Raw genomic sequence first — 20493 nt, forward strand, 5'->3', positions numbered from 1 at the left:
GTCGAGTACGGAGTAGTCGGGGCAACGGTAAGGGGGGTGCACAAGGCCCGCCGTCCCTGGTGTCCACCGCGCCGCCGAAGCGGCGCCGCAGTCTCTACCCGGGTCGGCGGCCCGAGTTGGGTCAGGCGGTGACAGGTGCTTCGTCTTCGGAGACTCCGGCAGGCGGCGGTGTGTCTTCCACTGTCCGCTTCGGTCCGGTGAACCAACGCCTGGCCGACACAAACCACCAGATCCCGATCGCGCCGACCACGCCGACGAGCGTGATCGGTGCGTAATTCACGGTGTTCCAGGCGAATTCGCCGTTCCACGGGTAGCCACGGTCATCGGTCGGCAGGATGAAGAGCAGGCTGATGAACACGATCCATACCAGTGCGACGACGCCGACCGGCCGATACCAGGCGCCGAGTTGCCAAGGGCCGGTGCGGAATCTGCTGCCGTGCAACTGTCGCAACAGGATCGGGATGCCATAGGCGATATAGAGGCCGATGGTCGCGACGGAGGTGGCGGCCGCGTACGCGGTCGGCGCATTCGCCGCAGGCACCAGCATCGAGGGAATCAGCAGCACGAACGCAAAGAAGGAGATGAACAGCACCGCGTTCACCGGCACCTTCCGGGCCGAAAGTTTGCTCCAGAGCGCCGATCCCGGCACCGCGCCGTCGCGAGAGAACGCGAAAAGCATGCGCGACGCGGAGGTCACCGAGGCGTATCCGCAGAACAATTGGGCGATAGCCGCGATGATCAGCAGCAGCCCCGACCAGAACGAATTCAGCGAATTCTCCAGAATGTAGATCACCGGGTAGCCACTGTTCTTTTCCGGATTCAGCGCGTCGTCGAGATTCGGTATCGCGAAGGTTACCGCCATGATCAGCAGATACCCGGCGACGGCCGAGACGAGGATCGTGTTGATGATGCCCTTCGCTGCCGTGCGCGCCGCGTCGTGCGTTTCCTCCGACATGTGCGCCGAGGCGTCGTAACCGGTGAACGTGTATTGGGCGTGCAGCAAACCGAGCAGGAAGCTGAACGCCACCCCGCCGAAGCCGACCGCACTGTTGTCGACGGTTTCGGTGAACACGAACCCGACGCTCTGATGGTGGCTCGCGCCGAACCCGAGCACGATGACGAAGATCGCCACCCCGCCGACATGCCACCACGCCGAGATGTTGTTGATCACCGCCGACAGATGCGGCCCGATCGCGTTCAGCACCGCGTGCAGCACCAGAATGACGATGTAGACGAGAAAAATCGCGGTGCGATCGGTTCCGATGTCGATGCCGATGACATTCAGCACCGCGGTGGTGAAAATGGCCGCGCCGTAATCGATGGCCGCGGTCACCGCGATCTGGCCGATCAGGTTGAACCAGCCGGTGAACCATCCCCACACCGGACCGCCGAGCTCCGAAGCCCACCAGTACAGGCCGCCGGAAGTTGGATAGGCGGAGGCCAACTCGGCCATGGCGAGTCCGACGAACAACACCATCACCGAGACCAGCGGCCAACCCCAGGCCATGGTGATCGGTCCACCGTTGGCCAGACCGATTCCGTAACTGGCCAATCCGCCCGTCAAGATCGAGACAATGGTGAAGCTGATGGCGAAGTTCGAGAATCCGGACCAGGATCGGGATAGTTCTTGTTTGTAACCGAGTTCGGCGAGCCTGCGTTCGTCGTCCGACGGTGTTGGGGATTGCGGGGATTGGGCTTCGGTCATTTTTGCTCCCGGGTGAAAACGCTGCCCTCATACGGCGTTTGCCAGAAGATAAGTGTGAAGCGAACGCTGGTCAATCGCAGGAAAACATCGAAACCCGGCGGATTCGCGATCGACCCGCGCCTGTTACCTGTCGCCTTGTCTACCCAGGAGCGCGCACCGCCTGCACAGCGTCGGCGGTTGTGCGTGCCGCGCTTGCCTGCGGGCGACTGGCCGGTGGTCGGGGTCTCCACAGGATCTCCACACTTTGGGCCGGTGATCTGCACAACCGGTTTCTAGGGTTTGTGGGCAGGAGGAGCCGGAACCGGCCGAGCGTCTTGCGAGGCGGGGGATCCGGACGGGTGCAGGAGATCTGATGGACAATTCGAATGAGTTCTTCGGGTGGACAAGGGAATTCGAGGCGAAGGCGGCTGCGCGGGCGGCCGCCGGCGATCCGGAGTGGGGGCGGGGAGCGCGGCTGGACCGGGAGGTGGTTGGCAGTATTCAGCGGTTCCAGGTCGGTGAGAGCGGGGACGGTGCGAACCTCATCGGCAAAGCAGAACAGGCGGGCGATCCGGAGTATGCGGTTGCGGTGCGGCTGTTCGTCGCCGAGGAATCGAATCATGCCCGCATGCTGCAACTGCTGCTGAGCGCCGCCGGTGAGCCGACGATTTCCGGCCATTGGAGCGACGCGGTGTTCGTGCGTCTGCGCCGTGCCCTCGGCCTGCGGCTGGAACTGCTGGTGCTTATGGTCGCCGAGGTCGTCGCGCTGCGTTTCTACCGTGCCCTTCGCGACGGCACAGACAATCCGCTGACCACCCAGGTCGGTGGCTTGATCCTGGCCGACGAGCAGCGCCACGTCCCCTTCCACTGCCAGCGTCTACGCACCGCGTTCGCCCCTCTCTCCCGCCCGGCCCGCCAGGTCCTGCTCCTGATGTGGTGGGTGATGCTCACCGGCTCGACAATCGTCGTCGCCTACGACCACGGCCCAGCCCTACGCCGATTAGGAGTCACCAGAACCGGTTTCGTCCTCGACGTACTGACTCTGTTCAAAACCATCGCACCAACCGCCATTCCATCTCGGCCCCGACGGGCCACGAAAACTCTCCAGCCCAGCCCCTCCTAGCGGACGCGGGAGTCATGTGGCGCTCCGAGTGGTACGCGCTGGAGAGCCCACCCGGCGTGTCGGCGTGCAGCGGCCGCGTGCGATAGCGACCGGGATCGCGACGGCGACGGCGACCGGGACTTCGTGTGCGACCGGGATCGCGACTGCGACTGCTGCTGCGACCGGGACCCCGACGGCGACCGCTACTGGACGGCGACGGCAGCTGGCTGTGGCTGCGGCTCCCTGACGTCGGGGTTCTTGTCCGGTGCGACTCACCGCCGTACTCGTGCATACCGCGACCGTGGTCCGCGATTCGTGGTATCGAGGACGGATGAAGCCGACCGGTTCCTTTTACGACGTGGTTGTCGTCGGTGGTGGTCACAACGGGTTGGTGGCCGCTGCCTACCTGGCGCGGGCGGGGCGGTCGGTGCTCGTGCTCGAGCGGCAGGCTTACACCGGTGGTGCAGCGGTGTCGGCGCGGGTGTTCGCGGGGGTCGGTGCGCGGGTGTCGCGGTATTCGTATCTGGTGAGTTTGCTGCCGCAGCAGATTGTGCGGGAGTTGGGATTGCGGTTTGCGACGCAGCGCAGGCGGATCTCTTCGTTCACGCCGGTGGGTACAGGCGGGTTGTTGATCGACACCGGGTCGGCGGCTCGGACACGGGAGAGCTTCCAGCGGCTCACCGGGTCCGATCACGATTTCGAGGCATGGCAGCGGTTCTACGGACGGACGGATGCGTTCGCACAACGCGTGTTCCCGACGATGACCGAGCCGTTGCCCACCCGTGCGCAACTGCAAGACATCGTCGGCGACTCCGCCACCTGGTCGGCGTTGTTCGAGCGTCCGCTGGGGGAGACGATCGAGGCGGAGTTCGCCGACGACACGGTGCGGGGTGTCGTGCTCACCGATGGGCTCATCGGAACCTTCACGCACGCACACGATCCGGAGCTGCGCCAGAACCGCTGCTTCCTCTATCACGTGATCGGTGGCGGCACTGGCGACTGGGATGTGCCGATCGGCGGTATGGGCGCGCTCACCGACGCACTCGCCGTCGCCGCTCGTGCCGCAGGCGCCGAACTGGTCACCGACTGCGAGGTGACGGCCGTCGAAACCGATGACGTCACGACCGAAGTGCGCTTCGGCGACGGTGCAGTAGCAGCGGGCCACGTGCTGGTGAACGCGGCGCCGCACGAGCTGCGACGCCTGCTCGGCGAGCCCGATCAGCCGAAACCCGAAGGCTCCCAACTCAAAGTGAACATGGTCCTACGCCGGCTACCGCGGTTGCGTGACGTGGCCACCGACCCGGGCGAGGCATTCGCCGGGACCTTCCATATCGCCGAATCGTATACCCAACTGGACCACGCCTATCGGGAAGCGGCCGGTGGGCACATCCCCTCCGCGCCACCGTCGGAGATCTACTGCCACACCTTGACCGACCCCTCGATCCTCGCGCCGGATGCCGCCGGTCTGCACACGCTGACCCTGTTCGGGTTGCACACGCCTGCCAGGCTTTTCGACACCGACCCCGAGGCGGCGAAGGCCGCAGCGGTGCGGGCCACGCTCGCACAACTGGATGCGGTACTCGCCGAGCCGATCACCGATTGTCTCGCCCTCGACGAGCACGGTTCCCCGTGCATCGAGGCGAAATCCCCACTCGACCTGGAACACGAGATCGGCCTACCCGGCGGCCACATCTTCCACCGAGACCTGGCCTTCCCGTACCGAGCCGACGACGCGGACGACGATCCCGCCACCCGTTGGGGCGTGTCGACCGGACACCGGACCGTATTCCTTTGCGGCGCAGGCGCGGTGCGAGGCGGCGGTGTCAGCGGAATCCCCGGCCACAACGCCGCGATGGCCGTACTCGAGTCGCCGGGAGTCAACTGAACGACGACTCCAGCCCGAGCGATTCGTGCACCAGTGATGATCGGCCAGCACACCCCGGATCCACTGACCGGACCGGACGAATGGGACATGGTGGCGGGGCCTTCTCGACGTTCGCCGAAACCATGTCCCGTTCGCCGGGGATAGTAGGTTGGGATGGTGACGGAAAGGGGTGGTGATGGGGTTGCGGACGGATCTGACCGAGATGTTCGGGATCGAGCATCCGATCGTGCTCGCGCCGATGGGTGGTGTGGCCGGCGGGATGTTGGCGGCGGCGGTGTCCGAGGCGGGCGGGCTCGGGTTGATCGGCTCCGGCGGGGGTGATCGCGAGTGGCTCGATCGCGAATGCGGGCTTGCTGCCGCCCGTACTGACAAGCCGTGGGGCATCGGCCTGTTGATCTGGGCGGTCGACAGCGACATCCTGTTGTCGGTAGTCGAGCGCCGTCCACACGCGATCATGTTGTCTTTTGGTGACCCGGCACCGTACGCCGCGATGATCCGCGACGCCGGAATCCGTCTGCTGGTGCAGGTGACCACCATGGACGAGGCCAGCCGCGCGCTCGATGCGGGAGCGGACGTGGTCATCGCACAGGGCGGCGAGGCGGGCGGGCACTGCGGTGCTCGGGCGACGCTGCCGTTCGTGCCGAGCGTTGTCGACCTGGCCGCGGGCACGCCGGTGCTCGCCGCAGGCGGCATAGCCGACGGCCGCGGTCTCGCCGCCGCGCTCACCCTGGGCGCCGCGGGCGCACTCATCGGAACCCGTTTCGAGGCGACTCATGAGGCACTGATCTCGGCGGCAGAAGCCAAAGCGATTGTCGCCGCACGGGCGAGCGACACCGAGCGCAACCGGGCCCTCGATATCGCGCGGGGGTCTCCGTGGCCCGCCGAGTATCCGGCCCGCACCCTACGCAACGCATTCCTGGACCGCTGGCACGGCCGCGAGGCGGAACTGGCTGGTGATTCCGTTGCGCTACAGGAATATCGAGACGCGGCCGAAAGAGAGGACCCGGGCTACGTACCGGTGTGGGCAGGCGAGGCTGTCGATCTCATCACCGGGCTCGAGTCCGCCGCAGACCTGGTCAGTCGCATCAGCCGGGGTGCCGAGCAGGCGATTCTGCACGCCGCGCAGCGGTGCATTGCCACTTCGGAATGACCAATACGGTGAGCTGCCGGGCTCGTCGATAGTCGTTCAGGCGCATCCCCGCCGCGGGAGGGCTGATCGCGGACTCGCGCGCCCTCGACGTGACCCGCGACCATCTCTCCGACCGCAGAACCATCGGCTGACGAGCCGGGCGCTGCGCGGTCCCGCTCGCCGCGTCGGTCTGAGTCCGCGCGGCTGACCTGCGGCAATCTCGACGAATCGCCTGGGCGATCGGGCCGCTGGGACGCGGTCGAGCCGATATCATCGTTCGCACGGCGCAACTGCCCAGACAGGTTCTACTTGGTGATTTGCGCACACCATATGCCCTGGTAGATCGACGATTCGAAGTATCGCGCCGATGCTCGGGCTCCAGCGTCGAGCGGCGAGGACTTGAATGACGACCTACCGGACCATCCGAACCAGGACAGCCACCACAGCACGCCGTCGTTTGCGTGTGGTGGCCGGTGCGGCGACGCTCGTGGCGGCGATGGCCGCCATTACCTTCGCGACCCCGACCGCGGGCGCAGCAGTGCGACAGCTCGGTGTCTTTCCCGACAACGCTTACGGGCTCGCCACGAACTACGGCACCGGCTGCGCGTACACGCTGGAGGCCATCCTCACCGAGGCCGTCGACCCGGTGTTCTTCTACGACAACGGCGTCCCGCTCGGCGGCATCGCCCCGACGGGAGGCGTCGCCCTCTTCACTTGGGTCCCGACCACCGTGGGTAGGCACACGCTTGCCGCCCGCCAACTGCCGGACAACAACATCGTCGCGACCGTGGACATCCGCGTCGGCACCGGCACCCATGTCGGCTGGTCCTGCGTCGTCTTCGGCGGCTGAACGCAGCGCCGGCACCCGGCCCGGCTACTTCGCCTCGTGCGCCTCGTGCGCTTCGTGCACCTCGTGGGTGGTGTGCTGGGGCGCGCCCCACCCGACGTGTGCTTCGGTGCGCATCCGGTCGACCATGTGCGGGTAGTGCAACTCGAAAGCCGGTCGCTCCGAACGGATCCTGGGGAGCTCGTAGAAGTTGTGCCGCGGCGGCGGACAACTGGTCGCCCATTCCAGGGAGTTGCCGTAGCCCCATGGATCGTCGACCGTGACGACCTCGCCGTAGCGGTAGGTCTTGAAGACGTTCCAGACGAACGGCAGCACCGAGGCGCCCAGGATGAACGAGCCGATGGTGGAAATGGTGTTCAGCGTGGTGAAGCCGTCACCGGGCAGGTAGTCGGCGTAGCGGCGTGGCATACCGGTGGCGCCGAGCCAGTGTTGGACGAGGAAGGTGACGTGGAAGCCGAGGAAGGTGGTCCAGAAGTGCCACTTGCCGAGCCGCTCGTCCATCATGCGACCGGTCATCTTGGGGAACCAGAAGTAGATTCCGGCGTAGGTGGCGAACGCAATGGTGCCGAAGAGCACGTAATGGAAATGGGCGACAACGAAATACGTGTCGGACACGTGGAAGTCCATGGGCGGGCTGGCCAGTAGGACACCGGACAGACCACCGAACAAGAAGGTGACGATGAACCCGACCGAGAACAGCATCGGCGTCTCGAAGGTCAGCTGACCGCGCCACATGGTGCCGATCCAGTTGAAGAACTTCACCCCGGTCGGAACTGCGATGAGGAACGTCATGAACGAGAAGTACGGCAGTAGGACGGCTCCGGTGGCGTACATGTGGTGCGCCCACACTGCGATCGACAGGGCTCCGATGGCGAACGTCGCATAAACCAGCGCGGTGTAACCGAAGATCGGTTTGCGACTGAACACCGGGAAGATCTCCGACACGATGCCGAAGAACGGCAGCGCGATGATGTACACCTCGGGATGGCCGAAATACCAGAACAGGTGCTGGTAGAGAAGTGTGCCGCCGGTGGCCGGATCGTAGATGTGACCACCGAGGTGCCGGTCGAAGTACAGCGCCAGCAGCGCCGCGGTCAGAATCGGGAACGCGAGCAGGATCAAGATGCTGGTCACCAGAATCGTCCAGACGAACACGGGCAACCGGAACAGTGTCATGCCGGGGCAGCGCAGGCACACCACCGTCGTGATCATGTTGACCGCGCCGAGGATGGTGCCGAGGCCTGATACCGCAAGGCCGAAGATCCACAGATCGGCACCGACGCCTGGTGAGTGCACGATGCCGGCGAGTGGGTTGTAGGCGGTCCAGCCGAAGTCGGCGGCGCCACCCGGGGTGACGAAGCCCGCGGTAGCCATGGTGGCACCGAACAGGTACAGCCAGTAGCTGATGGCGTTCAGACGAGGGAACGCGACATCAGGCGAGCCGATTTGCAGGGGAAGGACGATATTCGCGAACGCGAACACCACGGCTGTCGCGTAGAACAGCAACATGATCGTGCCGTGCATGGTGAACAGCTGATTGAACTGTTCCGGCGAAAGAAATTGCAGACCCGGCCTGGCCAGCTCACCGCGCATCAGCAGGGCAAGCAGACCACCGACCATGAAGAACGACATCGACGTGAACAGGTACATCTGGCCGAGCACCTTCGGGTCGGTCGTGGTGACCACCCGGTAGATGGCCGAGCCCTTCGGCCCGAACCGCGCAGGAAACGGCCGCGTCGCTACCAACTGCGGCACTGGCTGTGGCTCAACGGCGGTCACTGATCCTCCTGGCTGCGGGACGAACCTGACAACAAACCAGCGATAGCGTATGCGCGGCAAACCCGCATTCGGGCGAACAACCTGCGGACACGCCCTACTCGCAGACAAATTCTAGCGAGGAGTTACCCCTCATGGCCATGGCTCGACGCGGGCGAACACCCTCTCGGTCCCACAGCGCCACGACTATGGCCGAATACGTCGATTGATGGAGTGGATCGTGCGTCCTCGCCGAACGGCCGGCGCTCTGCGGCGAGCGCACGGCGACAGTTGTCACGAGTGCCGCCACGTCGGCACCGCTACTCCGGAAGGTCACGGCTGCACTGCACTGGATCCCGCCGGCGGCCTGACCTATAAGACCCGGCAGCTGCAACGCCTACCAGGACGGTACCCATGTCCAATTCTCTTGTGGTGGAACCGAAGTCTTGATGATCGGCACACCGCCGAAGACAGTCGGCGAGCCGATGGCGACGACGCGGCTCAGTGACAGTCGATAGGCTTTGGCAATGCGACGCCGAAAGCGCAAGACTTCGAGCGCGCAGCTGCACGGGCGGACGAACGGCCTGGATCGGCTGCTCGTAGACCGCAGCGCGCGGGTGCCACCCACCGCAGCCGACCGTTTACTGCGGAGCCTGAGCATGAGCGCCAACTACAGCCGATTGTGGATGGGAGTGGCCGCCGCCCTCGTCGTGGTCGGTGGTCGTGCCCCGCGGCGCGGTGCGGTACGTGGGCTGCTCGCGGTGAGTGTCGCGAGTGCGGTGGCCAATGGCATTGCCAAACCATTGCTTCCGCGGCGGCGACCGCCGGACGAGTCGGTGCCCTTCGTGCGCAGACTGGTTTCACCGCCGGTGTCGTCGTCGTTTCCTTCGGGACACGCCGCCTCGGCTGCGGCTTTCGCGACGGGTGTCGCGCTCGAATCGCCGACGGCGGGGGTTCTGGTCGCGCCGATTGCACTAGCGGTCGGATATTCGCGGGTGCACATAGGGGTGCATTGGCCATCGGACGTCGTCGCAGGTGCGGCGCTCGGGAGTGCGATTGCCCTGGCAACTCGCCGCTGGTGGGCGGCGCGTCCCGACGATCCGGCGACGCTCGGGCCGAGCGCACGGATCGAGCCGGTGCAAGGCGGGAACGGGCTGCTCCTGGTCGGCAACCCGTTCTCCGGCAGTGGTGCCGCCGACGACGCCCTGCAACAGCTGCGGACGCGCCTGCCCGCGGCGCAGGTCCTCGAGCTCGACGCCGAGGCCGACCTCGAGGCGCAACTCGACGATCTGCTCGGCCGCGAGCACATCGTCGCGCTCGGTGTCCTCGGCGGCGACGGGACCGTGTCGAGCGTGGCGGCCGCAGCCGTGCACCACCGACTGCCCCTCGCGGTGTTCGCGGGCGGCACACTCAACCATTTCGCGCGCGACGCGGGCGTCGAGGACATGGCACGGACGCTCCGGGCCCTCGACGCGGGGGAGGTGGTCCGGATCGACACCGCCCGCGTGCAATTCGACCGATCCGAACCCCAAACCTTCATCAACACAGCCAGTCTCGGCGGTTACCCGGACTTCGTCCGACTGCGTGAGCGGTGGGAGACCCGCATCGGCAAATGGCCCGCCGCGGGAATTGCCATGGTGCGACTACTTTTTCGCGCGCAGCCATTGCACACCACTATCGATGGCGCGCACACGGCCATCTGGATGCTGTTCGTCGGCAACGGCCGCTACCACCCGTCGCACCAGATCCCGATGTCGCGCCCCGAAATCCACCGCGGCACCCTCGACATCCGCTATCTGCGCGCTGACCTCGCTTTCTCGCGTACCCGGCTGATCTGGGCGACCCTCACCGGAACGCTGGAACGCTCGGCGACCTACGTTCACCGTCAGGCCGATCGGCTCGATGTCGGCGTCGCCCATGCTCCCGTCTCGTTGGCCACCGACGGCGAGGTCGACCATCGCGGCAAGGACTTCACCTTCACCAGTCAACCTGCCGCGCTCACTCTGTTCCGGCCACCGGATGAGAACTCCTGACCCGCTGGTTGTTCCGATCGAGGAGCTCGATGGTGGCCCGCTGACGCGGTGGGCGCCGACCCGACCCGGCCATCGAAGCGTGGACCATCGGCACCTGGTTCGCAGGTGGCCGACCCGCCGCGGCATGACGCCGGTCAGAGATCGGGCAGCCAGTTGCCGTGGAAGCCGTGCGGGACGCGGGCGGGCAGGTGGATGGTGGCAACTGGTGGCGCGGCCAGGTCTGTCGCATCGAGCACAGCCAGGTCGCTGCGATCGGTATCGGCGTTGTATACGTAGGTCATCAGATAGCCGGCGCCGCCGGGTCGATCGTCGGCAGGGGCGAAGGCGGCTTCGCCGGGGAGCTGTCCCGTGCGGAACTCGTGTGCGGTTCGGCTGCCGGTATGCAGGTCATAGCGGATCAATGCGCCGGTCCCGGATTCACCGGACACCGTGACGTGTCCGAAGCGGGCGTCCAGTCCGGCCAGTCGGTCGTCGATTCGTGGGAACTCCGCGGCGCGGTCGTCGAGTTGCTCTTCGGTGACAGTGCCGGTGGTCAGGTCGATGGTCCAGCGCCAGAGGCTGGCCTCGTCGTAGGTGTGCGATTCGGTGCGCCACAGCTGCGGGTAGCGCATCACATGCAGCACGATGCGCCCCGGTTCGTCGTGGGCGTTGAGTGAGTGGAAGACGTAGCAGGGATCGATGGGGAACCAGCGGATCTCGCCGTGCGGATCGTCCCGACGCAGCACACCGAGGCGGGCCTGGTAGTCGTCGCGCCACCGGAATGGCATTCCCGCCCCGGCTATCGCGGTCTCGATGTCGAAAACCACCGGCAAATCCATGAATACGACGTGCTCCGCGGTGAGGTTGAAGTCGTGGTGCATGGTGGCGGCGGGTACGTCGACGGGGCGGCTGAGCAGCAGATTGCCCGCGGCATCGGCGCGGTGATAGGTCAGGTAGGTCGGTCCGGTGACGTCGTAGCCGAAGAAATGCAGCTCACCGGTGGCCGGGCAGGTCTTCGGGTGCGCGGTCATCGCGGTGCGCAGCTTGCCCTGAAAGTCGTAGGGGCCCACGGTGTCCAGCTCACAGGTCAATTCGTACGGGTAGGACGATTCGACCAGTGCCAGCGTGTGTCCCGCATGTCGGATGATGTGGGTGTTGGCGACGCCGGCCGCGAGATCCCTGTTGCCTTCGCTGTCGTAGCTACGGGCTCCGTCGGTGAAGGTGGAGGTGCGGACCCACCGGTTGCGATAGGAGATCGCGCGCCCATTGTGTAACCGGACACCGTGCACCATCCCGTTCCCGAGGAACCAGTGTGACGAGGCGGCGGCGTGCGGATTCGGGCCGTTGCGCAGGTACCAGCCGCTCAGCTCGGCCGGAATCCGGCCGGTGACCGATAGCTCGTAGGCGGTGAGTTCCTCGGTGACGGGCGCGTAGTTGCCGATCAGGTGGGGGAGCGGAGTAGTCATGGGCGACACCGATCTATCGCGGGGAGTCAGGAAAAGGGCTGGCCGAGCGCTTGCGCCCGGCCCTGGATATAGGCGACATAGCGGATGGTGAACACCATCGGGATCACGAAGGCGGCCACCTGGGCGCCGGTGCGCAGCGTCGAGGAGGAGTGGGCCAGAACGGCCAGGGCGATGCCGCCGACGGCGAAGCTCGCAGTCCACACGGAGGTGATGATGTAGCCGGTGCGGATGAAGACCGGGTGTTCCCAGAGGTCGCGCGGCGTGGTCTGTTTGGCGATACCCAGCGTGAACGGCATCCGCACGGCCAAGGAAACACCCGCGATAATCGCGAGCACACCGGAGGAGATCGCTGGGGTATAGGGGTGCAGGGCGGTGTTCGGGTCGGCGAAGGCGAGCACCGTCAGTGCGGCGAAGAACAGGGCCGAACCGATATCGATGATCATTGCCTCCACGCGCAGGCCCGCCCTGGTCTGCTGGGCGATGGTGACGGCGGAGATGCCGAAGGCGATCAGTGCCGCCCACTGCCAGTGCGCGGACGGGATCACGGCGTAGGCGATCCAAGGTGCGAAGGTGCGCAGGTACGACATGTTCGTGGAGCTCCTAGTGCCGTGACATTCCAGTTCTGACATGTCTAAATTAGAGAGTGGCCTCTCCACATGTCAATAGTGGAATGTAGGGTGAGGGCATGAGCCTTCGATACGCCCTGCTCGGTCTGCTGGCCGACCGCCCGGCCAGTGGCTATGACTTGCTGCAGCGATTCAAGGGTTCGCTGGCCAACGTCTGGCCTGCAACGCAGAGCCAGATCTATACCGAGCTCGCCAAGCTGGCCGACGCGGATTTCATTGCCGTGTCGGACGAAGGGCCCCGTGGCCGCAAGGAGTACACGCTCACCGATGCCGGTCGGGCCGATCTCCGAGATTGGCTGACCGACACCAAGCCGAAACGTGTGGTGCGCAACGAGATGCTGCTGCGCGTGTTCTTCCTCGGTGTCATTCCGCAGGAGCAGGCGCGCGAATACCTCTCCGACATCGAGGCCGGATCCGCCAAAGGGGTCGCGGCCCTTGCGGAGCTGGAGGCGACCACCGACTGGGATGACAACGACCTGTCCAACTATGGCCGGATGGCGATGGTGTGGGGTCAGCGGTTCTATGCGATGAATCAGCAGTGGGCGCAGTGGGCGCTCGATCAGCTGCCGCCGGGTGGCAACTCCGAAGATGTTTCAAGCTGAGGCCTCGGAAAGCTCTGAATTCTGAATCGATAATGTCAATCTAGCTAAATCTGAGAACTATATTCATCCATCTAGATCTGATCTTGCATAATCTTCATACTCTCTCGTGTGGTGATCCCCGCCTCATCGGGGACACCGATCGCAATCCGACGAATCGACGTTCAGGAGTCTTGGTGAAGATCGGAATTCCTCGCGAGGTCAAGAATCACGAGTACCGGGTCGCGTGCACACCCGCCGGGGTGCACGAGTTGGTTTCCCGTGGACACGAGGTATACATCGAGGCAGGGGCCGGTCGCGGCTCGGCGTTCGAGGACGAGGCATACGGGGTCCTCGGCGCGCGCGTGCTGGAATCCGCCGACGAGGTATGGAGCGTCGCCGACCTGGTGCTCAAGGTGAAAGAGCCGGTGGCCGAGGAGTATTCGCGGATGCGCGAGGACCAGGTGCTGTTCACCTATCTGCACCTGGCGGCGTCCAAGGACTGCACCGACGCGCTGCTGAAGTCCGGCATCACCTCGATCGCCTACGAGACGGTCACCGGCCGGGACGGGGCGCTGCCACTGCTGGCTCCGATGAGCGAGGTCGCGGGACGGCTTGCTCCGCAGGCGGGCGCCTACCACCTCATGCGCAGCGGCGGTGGACGCGGCGTGCTGATGGGTGGTGTGCCGGGTGCGCGGCCCGCCAAGGTGGTCGTGCTCGGTGCGGGCGTCGCCGGTAGCAATGCGATCGCCGTCGCCGTGGGTATGCACGCGGATGTGACGGTCCTCGACCTGAATATCGCGAGGCTGCGTGAGGTGGACGCCCAGTACCGGGGACAGGTGCGCACCATCATCTCCAACAGCTTCGAGGTGGAGAACCTGGTCCGGGAAGCCGATCTGGTGATCGGTGCGGTGCTGGTGCCGGGTGCGAAGGCGCCCACGCTGGTGTCCAATGAGCTTGTCGCGCAGATGAAGCCGGGCTCGGTGCTGGTCGACATCGCGATCGATCAGGGTGGCTGCTTCGCGGATTCCCGGCCGACCACCCATGCGGACCCGACCTACCGGGTGCACGAGTCGGTCTTCTATTGTGTGGCCAATATGCCCGGCGCGGTGCCCTACACCTCGACCGTCGCGCTCACCAATGCCACACTGCCGTACGCGATTTCGATCGCCGATCGCGGATGGCGCGACGCGACGGCCGCGGATGCCGGCCTGGCGAACGGGCTCAGCACCCACAAGGGTGTGCTGCTGTCCGAATCAGTCGCTGCCGCACACCGTTACGTGGCACAGCAGCTGGCCGCCTAGGGGAATATGCGGTTTCGTGGCCGTACGTGCTCGAAAATGAGGATCGTTTCGGTCGAGGCGACCGCGGGATGCGCGCTCAGATGGTTGAGCACGAAGACCCGCAGCCCGTCGGTGTTCGCCGTGGCGACATGGATCAGGTAGTCATCGGCGCCCGCGATGAAATACACATTCAGCACCTCGTCGAGTTCGGACAATTGCTCTCCGAACTGGGCGAGGTGCTGGCGCGCGTTGCCGTGCACGCGAACCGCGATCATGGCCTGTAGGTTCCGGCCGAGCGCGGCCGGATCGATATCGGCGTGGAACCCCCGGATCACGCCGCGTTCGACCAGCGATCTGACTCGACCGAGACAGGTCGATGGCGCGATCCCCGCGATCGCGGCGAGGGCATTGTTGGTGATGCGTCCATCGCGCGCGAGCTGATCGAGCAGGACCCGGTCGATGTCATCGATCGGGACGACCTGACTCGGCTTGCTGGTGACGGCCGGTACCGCAGGCGTCTCGTTCTTCCGCACAACCTCGACGGTACAGAACATCGTTCGCCGGATCTGCCGCTCGACAAACAATATTCGGAGGCTATTTCCGGCGGCCTCGGTATACGATCGACCGGTGAACACGTACTGGCATGTCGTCACTCCGCCGCCGTGCGCCTGACCGGGCGCACCTGCTGACTTCTCGATAAACATTCCCGGCTGACCCGTGAGGGTAGTCCGGGCTGTGTCGTGCGCCCGTTTCGAATCCACATCCCACCGGAATTCGACGACGGAAGTTCACGACTGTGCCGAATCGCACCACGTCTCTGCCTGTTTCCCAGTCCGTTCACCGCCCGCGGTCCAGCCTCTTCAGTGGGCCGATGCCTATCCTCGCCGCCTCGGTGTTCTGGGGTACGACGGGAACCGCGGGCTCCTTGGCCCCGGTGGGCGCACCGGCCGCTGCCATCGGCTCGGCGGGTCTCGCCCTCGGCGGTCTGCTGCTATTTCTTTCCCACCGCGGCGCCCGCCTGCGATGTACCCGCGCCGAGTGGGGATTGCTGTTGCTCGCAGCGGTGGCGATCGCGGGCTATCCGATCACCTTCTATCCGGCCGTCGCGCGCACGGGCGTTGCCGTCACCACCGTGATCACTCTCGGCAGCGCCCCGGTCTTTGCCGGTCTGCTCGCCTGGATCATCGGGCGAGCCCGCCCGAGTAGGCGGTGGCTCTGCGCCACGGCCGCGGCGGTGCTCGGCTGCGCAGTTCTGGTGCTCGGCCCCGAACTCAGCGGTGGGAGCGCCCCGGTGGATCTCGTGGGCATCGTGCTCGCCGCTGTCGGGGGGTTGTGCTATGCCGTCTACTCGCTGATCAGCGCGCAACTCATCGCGCGAGGCCACGCGTCCAACTCGGTGATGGGGACGATGTTCGGCATCGGTGGCCTGCTGGTGCTGCCGGTCGTGCTCGGCACCGACATGTCCTGGCTGTTGACCCTGCGTGGGGCGGCGGTGGCGCTGCATCTTGCGGTGTTCCCGACGTTCGTCGCCTACCGCCTGTTCGGCTACGCCCTGCGGCACACCACGGCGCAGGTGGTCGTCACCTTGACCTTCGCCGAGCCTGCCGTCGCGGCTTTACTTGGGGTTGTCGTCCTCCGTGAACGCCTGCCGATGGTGTCCTGGGGTGGGTTGGCGGTGCTGGCTCTCGCGCTCGTGATGCTCGCTGTGCCCACGCGCTCACGCCGAGATCGGCTGCGCACGGGTGCCGAATCGGGCAGCCCGGTGAGCTGAGCCGGTTCGGTGCCGGTCATGCCGTAAGGGCTCACGTCATGGGCCCGGAAACACGATAGGGGTGGCGCGAGTACGCGCCACCCCTATCGCCCCTCATCAGCCTGCGGTAGCCGGTTTTGCGGCGTCCGCGTTGAGTTTGGAGTGGGTGCGGGAGTAGGTGAAGTAGACGGCGAGCCCGACAACCAGCCAGACCACGAAGCGCACCCAGGTCTGATACGGCAGCGACCAGATCAGATAGATCGAGAAGCCGATGCCGATCAGCGGGATCACCGGCATGAATGGCAGCTTGAACTCGCGCGGCTCGTCGGGCCGGGTGCGGCGCAGCACGATCACGGCCACCGATACGACGATGAAGGCCATCAGAATGCCGATATTGGTGAGTTCTGCGACCACGGTGATGTCGAGCAGACCCGCCATTACCGCGGCGCCGATACCGACGATCCAGGTCACCCTGGTCGGCACCTTGCGCACGGGATGGGTCTTGGCGAACCACTCGGGCAGCAGCCCGTCGCGGCTCATCGCGAACCACACGCGGGTGACGCCGAGCATGAAGGTGAGCACCACGGTGACGATGCCGACGATGGCGCCGATCGCGATGATGTTCGCGATGCCCGGCATACCGACCGATTCGAAGGCGGTGGAGAAGCCACTCGTCGGGCTGATCTCGGAGTATTTCTGCATACCGGTCAGCACCAGGGTGGCAAGGACGTAGAGCACCATCGCGATGGCAAGCGAGTAGATGATGGCCTTCGGAAGGTGCTTCTTGCCGTCGGTGGATTCCTCCGCCGCCGTGCTCATCGCGTCGTAGCCGAACACCGCGAAGAACACCGTGGCCGCGCCGGTCCACACCGCACCGGTGCCGAACGGGAAGTACGGGGTGTAATTGGAGCTGTCGATGTGGAAGACACCGAGCACGACGATGAGCACCACGAGGGCGACCTTGATGCCGACCGCGACGGTCTCGAACCGGCCGACACTCTTGATGCCGCGCGAAAGCAGCCATGCGGTGCCCAGACAGAACAGCATCGCGAAAACGTCGATCACATGGCCTTCGCCGGTGCCGTGTGCGCCCATCATCCAGTCGGGCAGCGAGACGTCGACCTGTTCGAGCAGGAATCGGAAGTAGCCGGAGACACCGATGGCGACGACCGCGGCCACCGCGATGTATTCGAGCAGCAGGTCCCAGCCGATGAACCAGCCCGCGATCTCACCGAGGGAGACATAGCCGTAGGTGTACGCGGATCCGGCCTTGGGCACCATGCCCGCGAACTCGGCGTAGCAGAGTGCGGCGGCGGCGCTGGCGACGCCGGCGATCAGGAAGGAGATGAGCACCGAGGGACCGGTGACGGAGTGCGCGACCGCGCCGGCGAGAGTGAAAATGCCTGCGCCGATGATGCCGCCGACGCCGATTGCCGTGAGCTGCCACAGGCCGAGCGATCGCGAGAGCTGCTCATCGGCGGGCACATCGTCGTCGAGTTCCCGTAGGGGTTTGCGGCGCAACATCTGGCTGCGCAACTCCGCGATGGACATAGACATCCTTTCGTCCTCTGCGTCACTGCCACCATGCAGTAACCCAGATCACACATTCAGCTGGAGCTAGCTAATACGACCACAGCTGCGGTGTGATCGGCGAGTTGGATAAATAACGTTCAGGTGCGTTTGTCCGATCGGACGACAGCCCGTGCCCCCGGTGCGGCGCTCAGCGCTGGCTGCCCGGAACGAGCGAGCGCAGGAAGAACGCCAGGTTGGCCGGACGTTCGGCCAAGCGGCGCATGAAATAGCCGTACCACTGGTCGCCATAGGGCAGGTAGACCCGCAGGTGATGTTTCTCCTCGACCAACCGTCGTTGCTCGGCGTCCCGGATGCCGTAGAGCATCTGGAACTCGAACTCGTCGGCCTTGCGATCCACCTCCGTCGCGAAGCGCTGCGCGGCGTCGATGATCGCCGGGTCGTGGGTGGCGACCATCGGGTAGCCGTCGCCGTTCATGAGCACGCGCAGGCAGCGCAGGTAGGACTCGTCGACGTCGGTCTTGCGCTGGTAGGCGACCGAGGCGGGCTCCCGATAGGCGCCCTTGCACAGGCGAATACGCGAACCGTGACCCGCCAGTTCCTGGCAGTCGGATTCGGTACGGTGCAGGTAGGCCTGCAGCACGGTGCCGAGTGTGGGGAAGTCCGCGCGCAGCTCCCGCACGATGGACAACGTGGAATCGGTGGTGGTGTGATCCTCGGCGTCGATGGTGACCCACACGCCGGCTGCGGCTGCGGCAGCGCAGATCTGGTAGGCGTGATCTCGCGCAATCGTGTGCCCGTCACCGGGCAGGGACTGCCCGAGTGCCGAGAGCTTGAGTGACACTTCCAGCGGCCCGACGATGGATCCGGTGTTGTCGATCAGCTCGCGCAACCTGGCCAGCTGCAACAACAGCTCCAAGTAATGCGACACCGTGTCGATTGCCTGATCGAGCTCGGTGGTGTCTTCGCCGAGGTAGTCGATGGTGATGTACCTGCCGGAGCTGAGCAGGGCGGCGGCGCTGGCGATCGCCTCGTCCTCGGATCGGCCGGCGACGAACCGGTCGACGAGTTTCCTGGTCGCGGGCATCCGCGAGACGGTGCGCTCGATGCGCGGTGAGCGCGAGGCGGCCAGCATGGCGGGCCGCAGCAGTCCGGACTTTGCCATCACAGGGTCTCCGATTCGGTTGCCTGGTGCGGGTAACGGTGGTCGGTCGGCGGGACGAAGGTTTCCTTGAGGGTGCGTGCGGAGGTCCAGCGCAGCAGGTTCTGAGGCGAGCCCGCCTTGTCGTTGGTTCCGGACGCGCGACCACCGCCGAAGGGCTGCTGACCGACGACCGCGCCGGTGGGCTTGTCGTTGATGTAGAAGTTGCCCGCCGCGAAACGCAGGCTGTCGGTCGCCTTCGCGACGGCATTGCGGTCCTCGGCGATGATCGAGCCGGTCAGACCGTAGGCCGAGCCTTGATCGACCAGATCGAGGGCGGCGTCGAAGGATCCGGCGACGGCATCGTCGTAGACGTGGACGGCGAGGATCGGACCGAAGTATTCGGTGCTGAACGCCTCGTCGGTGGGGTCGTCGCCGAGCAATACGGTGGGGTCGACGAAGTAGCCGACGCTGTCGTCGGTGTGGCCGCCCGCGGCGATCGTCAGGCTCGGCGTCGCCTTGGCACGGGCGATCGCGTCGGCATTGCGGTCGAAGGCGCGCTTATCGATCACCGCGCCACCGAAATTGCCGAAGTCGGTGACGTCGCCGTAGGTCAGTGCGGAGACCTTGTCGATGAGATCGCCCGCCATCTTCGTCCACACCGATTTCGGGACGAACGCACGCGAGGCAGCCGAGCACTTCTGACCCTGGTAGTCGAAGGCGCCGCGGATCAGCGCCGTGGTCAGCACCGCGGGGTCGGCGGAGCTGTGCGCGAGCACGAAATCCTTGCCGCCGGTTTCCCCCACCAGGCGCGGGTAGGTGCGGTAGTCGGCGATGTTGTTCGCAACGGCACGCCACAGGTGCTGGAAGGTCTTGGTGGAGCCGGTGAAATGGATGCCTGCGAGTCTGCGGTCGGGCAGCACCACGTCCGACACCTCGGGGCCGGCACCGTGCACCAGGTTGATCACTCCTGGCGGCAGGCCCGCGGCCTCCAGCAGCTTCATCGTCCAGTAGGCGGCGACCGCCTGCGTCGGCGCGGGCTTCCACACCACGGTATTGCCCATCAGCGCGGGCGCGGTCGGCAGGTTTGCGGCGATCGCGGTGAAGTTGAACGGGGTGATCGCGTAGACGAACCCCTCCAGTGAGCGATATTCGAGCCGATTCCACACCCCGGCGGTCGATATCGGCTGCTCGGCCAGGATCTGTCGCGCGAAGTGCACATTGAAGCGCCAGAAGTCGACCAGCTCGCAGGGCGCGTCGATCTCGGCCTGATAGGCGGTTTTCGACTGCCCGAGCATTGTCGCGGCGGCGATTGTTTCGCGCCACGGGCCCGACAACAGGTCGGCCGCGCGCAGGAAGACCGAGGCGCGGTCCTCGAACGACAACGCACGCCAGCCCGGCGCTGCGGCGGTGGCCGCTTCGACCGCGTCTCTGGCGTCGTCCGGTCCCGCCATGGTGAGCGTGCCGAGTACGGCGGCGTGCCGATGTGGCTGCACCACGTCGATGGTCGGACCGAGCGTGCGCCGGTGCACCCCGCCGATGACATGGTGGATCTCGGTCGGCGTTGCCTGCAGGTCGGCCAGTTTCGCCTGCAACCGCGCACGTTCCGCGCTGCCGGGGGCGAAGGTCCCTACCGGTTCGTTGACCGGCTGCGGGGTGGTCGCAATGGTGTCCATGAATCCTCCTGGGGGGTATGGAGTTTCGA

General features: G+C 65.8%; 17 protein-coding genes. 8 read left to right on the forward strand and 9 right to left on the reverse strand.

Going from position 1 to position 20493, the window contains the following annotated elements; all coding sequences use genetic code 11:
- Positions 1-121: 121 nt before the first annotated feature.
- Positions 122-1705 carry an amino acid permease gene (locus tag ACLMAL_RS11660; protein WP_411999067.1) on the reverse strand — a complete coding sequence of 528 codons (1584 nt, stop codon included), beginning with the start codon at positions 1703-1705 and terminating at the stop codon, positions 122-124.
- Entirely contained in the window at positions 1702-1935 is a 234-nt protein-coding gene (locus ACLMAL_RS11665) for a hypothetical protein (RefSeq protein WP_411999068.1), read from the reverse strand. Before ACLMAL_RS11665 ends, ACLMAL_RS11660 begins: the two co-directional genes overlap by 4 nt.
- Positions 1936-2057: 122 nt before the next feature.
- On the opposite strand from ACLMAL_RS11665, the gene ACLMAL_RS11670 reads away from it, so the two are divergent.
- The 4 genes from ACLMAL_RS11670 to ACLMAL_RS11685 all read left to right on the forward strand — a co-directional run bounded on the left by ACLMAL_RS11670 (position 2058) and on the right by ACLMAL_RS11685 (position 6650).
- Entirely contained in the window at positions 2058-2807 is a 750-nt protein-coding gene (locus ACLMAL_RS11670) for a ferritin-like domain-containing protein (protein ID WP_411999069.1), read from the forward strand.
- Positions 2808-3117: 310 nt separating this feature from the next.
- Positions 3118-4671, forward strand: a complete 1554-nt coding sequence (locus tag ACLMAL_RS11675; RefSeq protein ID WP_411999070.1) for a phytoene desaturase family protein — start codon at positions 3118-3120, stop codon at positions 4669-4671.
- Between the two features lie 175 nt (positions 4672-4846).
- A complete protein-coding gene (locus tag ACLMAL_RS11680) occupies positions 4847-5821 on the forward strand; it encodes an NAD(P)H-dependent flavin oxidoreductase (protein ID WP_411999071.1) in 975 nt (324 codons plus the stop codon).
- A 382-nt stretch (positions 5822-6203) separates the two neighbouring features.
- On the forward strand, positions 6204-6650 hold the full coding sequence (locus ACLMAL_RS11685) for a hypothetical protein (protein ID WP_411999072.1): 447 nt from the start codon (positions 6204-6206) through the stop codon (positions 6648-6650).
- A gap of 24 nt (positions 6651-6674) precedes the next feature.
- Here ACLMAL_RS11685 and ctaD read toward each other — a convergent pair whose 3' ends face one another.
- Positions 6675-8426 carry a cytochrome c oxidase subunit I gene (gene ctaD / locus ACLMAL_RS11690; RefSeq protein WP_411999073.1) on the reverse strand — a complete coding sequence of 584 codons (1752 nt, stop codon included), beginning with the start codon at positions 8424-8426 and terminating at the stop codon, positions 6675-6677.
- Between the two features lie 503 nt (positions 8427-8929).
- Here ctaD and ACLMAL_RS11695 point away from each other — a divergent pair.
- The gene (locus ACLMAL_RS11695; RefSeq protein WP_411999074.1) at positions 8930-10435 is read left to right on the forward strand and encodes a bifunctional phosphatase PAP2/diacylglycerol kinase family protein; all 1506 of its coding nucleotides are present in this window, start codon (positions 8930-8932) and stop codon (positions 10433-10435) included.
- A gap of 134 nt (positions 10436-10569) precedes the next feature.
- On the opposite strand, the gene ACLMAL_RS11700 is transcribed toward ACLMAL_RS11695, so the two are convergent.
- Both ACLMAL_RS11700 and ACLMAL_RS11705 read right to left on the reverse strand, forming a co-directional pair.
- The gene (locus tag ACLMAL_RS11700) at positions 10570-11880 is read right to left on the reverse strand and encodes a carotenoid oxygenase family protein (protein WP_411999075.1); all 1311 of its coding nucleotides are present in this window, start codon (positions 11878-11880) and stop codon (positions 10570-10572) included.
- A 26-nt stretch (positions 11881-11906) separates the two neighbouring features.
- The gene (locus tag ACLMAL_RS11705; RefSeq protein ID WP_411999076.1) at positions 11907-12467 is read right to left on the reverse strand and encodes a hypothetical protein; all 561 of its coding nucleotides are present in this window, start codon (positions 12465-12467) and stop codon (positions 11907-11909) included.
- 98 nt (positions 12468-12565) lie between these two features.
- Between ACLMAL_RS11705 and ACLMAL_RS11710 the strand changes: the two genes are divergently transcribed.
- Entirely contained in the window at positions 12566-13108 is a 543-nt protein-coding gene (locus tag ACLMAL_RS11710) for a PadR family transcriptional regulator (RefSeq protein WP_411999077.1), read from the forward strand.
- Between the two features lie 173 nt (positions 13109-13281).
- On the forward strand, positions 13282-14388 hold the full coding sequence (gene ald / locus ACLMAL_RS11715; protein ID WP_411999078.1) for an alanine dehydrogenase: 1107 nt from the start codon (positions 13282-13284) through the stop codon (positions 14386-14388).
- Here ald and ACLMAL_RS11720 read toward each other — a convergent pair.
- On the reverse strand, positions 14385-14900 hold the full coding sequence (locus tag ACLMAL_RS11720; RefSeq protein ID WP_411999079.1) for an Lrp/AsnC family transcriptional regulator: 516 nt from the start codon (positions 14898-14900) through the stop codon (positions 14385-14387). The two genes, ald and ACLMAL_RS11720, sit on opposite strands and share 4 nt — an antisense overlap.
- Before the next feature lie 338 nt (positions 14901-15238).
- Between ACLMAL_RS11720 and ACLMAL_RS11725 the strand changes: the two genes are divergently transcribed.
- Complete coding sequence (locus ACLMAL_RS11725; protein WP_411999080.1) at positions 15239-16138, forward strand: EamA family transporter; 900 nt, start codon at positions 15239-15241, stop codon at positions 16136-16138.
- A gap of 96 nt (positions 16139-16234) precedes the next feature.
- Here the strand turns inward: ACLMAL_RS11725 and ACLMAL_RS11730 are convergent, their stop codons facing one another.
- The 3 genes from ACLMAL_RS11730 to pruA form a co-directional block, all read right to left on the reverse strand.
- Positions 16235-17668, reverse strand: a complete 1434-nt coding sequence (locus ACLMAL_RS11730; RefSeq protein ID WP_411999242.1) for an amino acid permease — start codon at positions 17666-17668, stop codon at positions 16235-16237.
- Positions 17669-17837: 169 nt separating this feature from the next.
- Positions 17838-18812 carry a proline dehydrogenase family protein gene (locus ACLMAL_RS11735; RefSeq protein ID WP_411999081.1) on the reverse strand — a complete coding sequence of 325 codons (975 nt, stop codon included), beginning with the start codon at positions 18810-18812 and terminating at the stop codon, positions 17838-17840.
- Positions 18812-20464, reverse strand: a complete 1653-nt coding sequence (gene pruA, locus ACLMAL_RS11740) for an L-glutamate gamma-semialdehyde dehydrogenase (protein WP_411999082.1) — start codon at positions 20462-20464, stop codon at positions 18812-18814. The genes ACLMAL_RS11735 and pruA overlap by 1 nt, the downstream gene beginning before the upstream one ends.
- Positions 20465-20493 lie beyond the last annotated feature (29 nt).

Source organism: Nocardia sp. CWNU-33, from assembly GCF_046764895.1.
Classification (GTDB): Bacteria; Actinomycetota; Actinomycetes; order Mycobacteriales; family Mycobacteriaceae; genus Nocardia.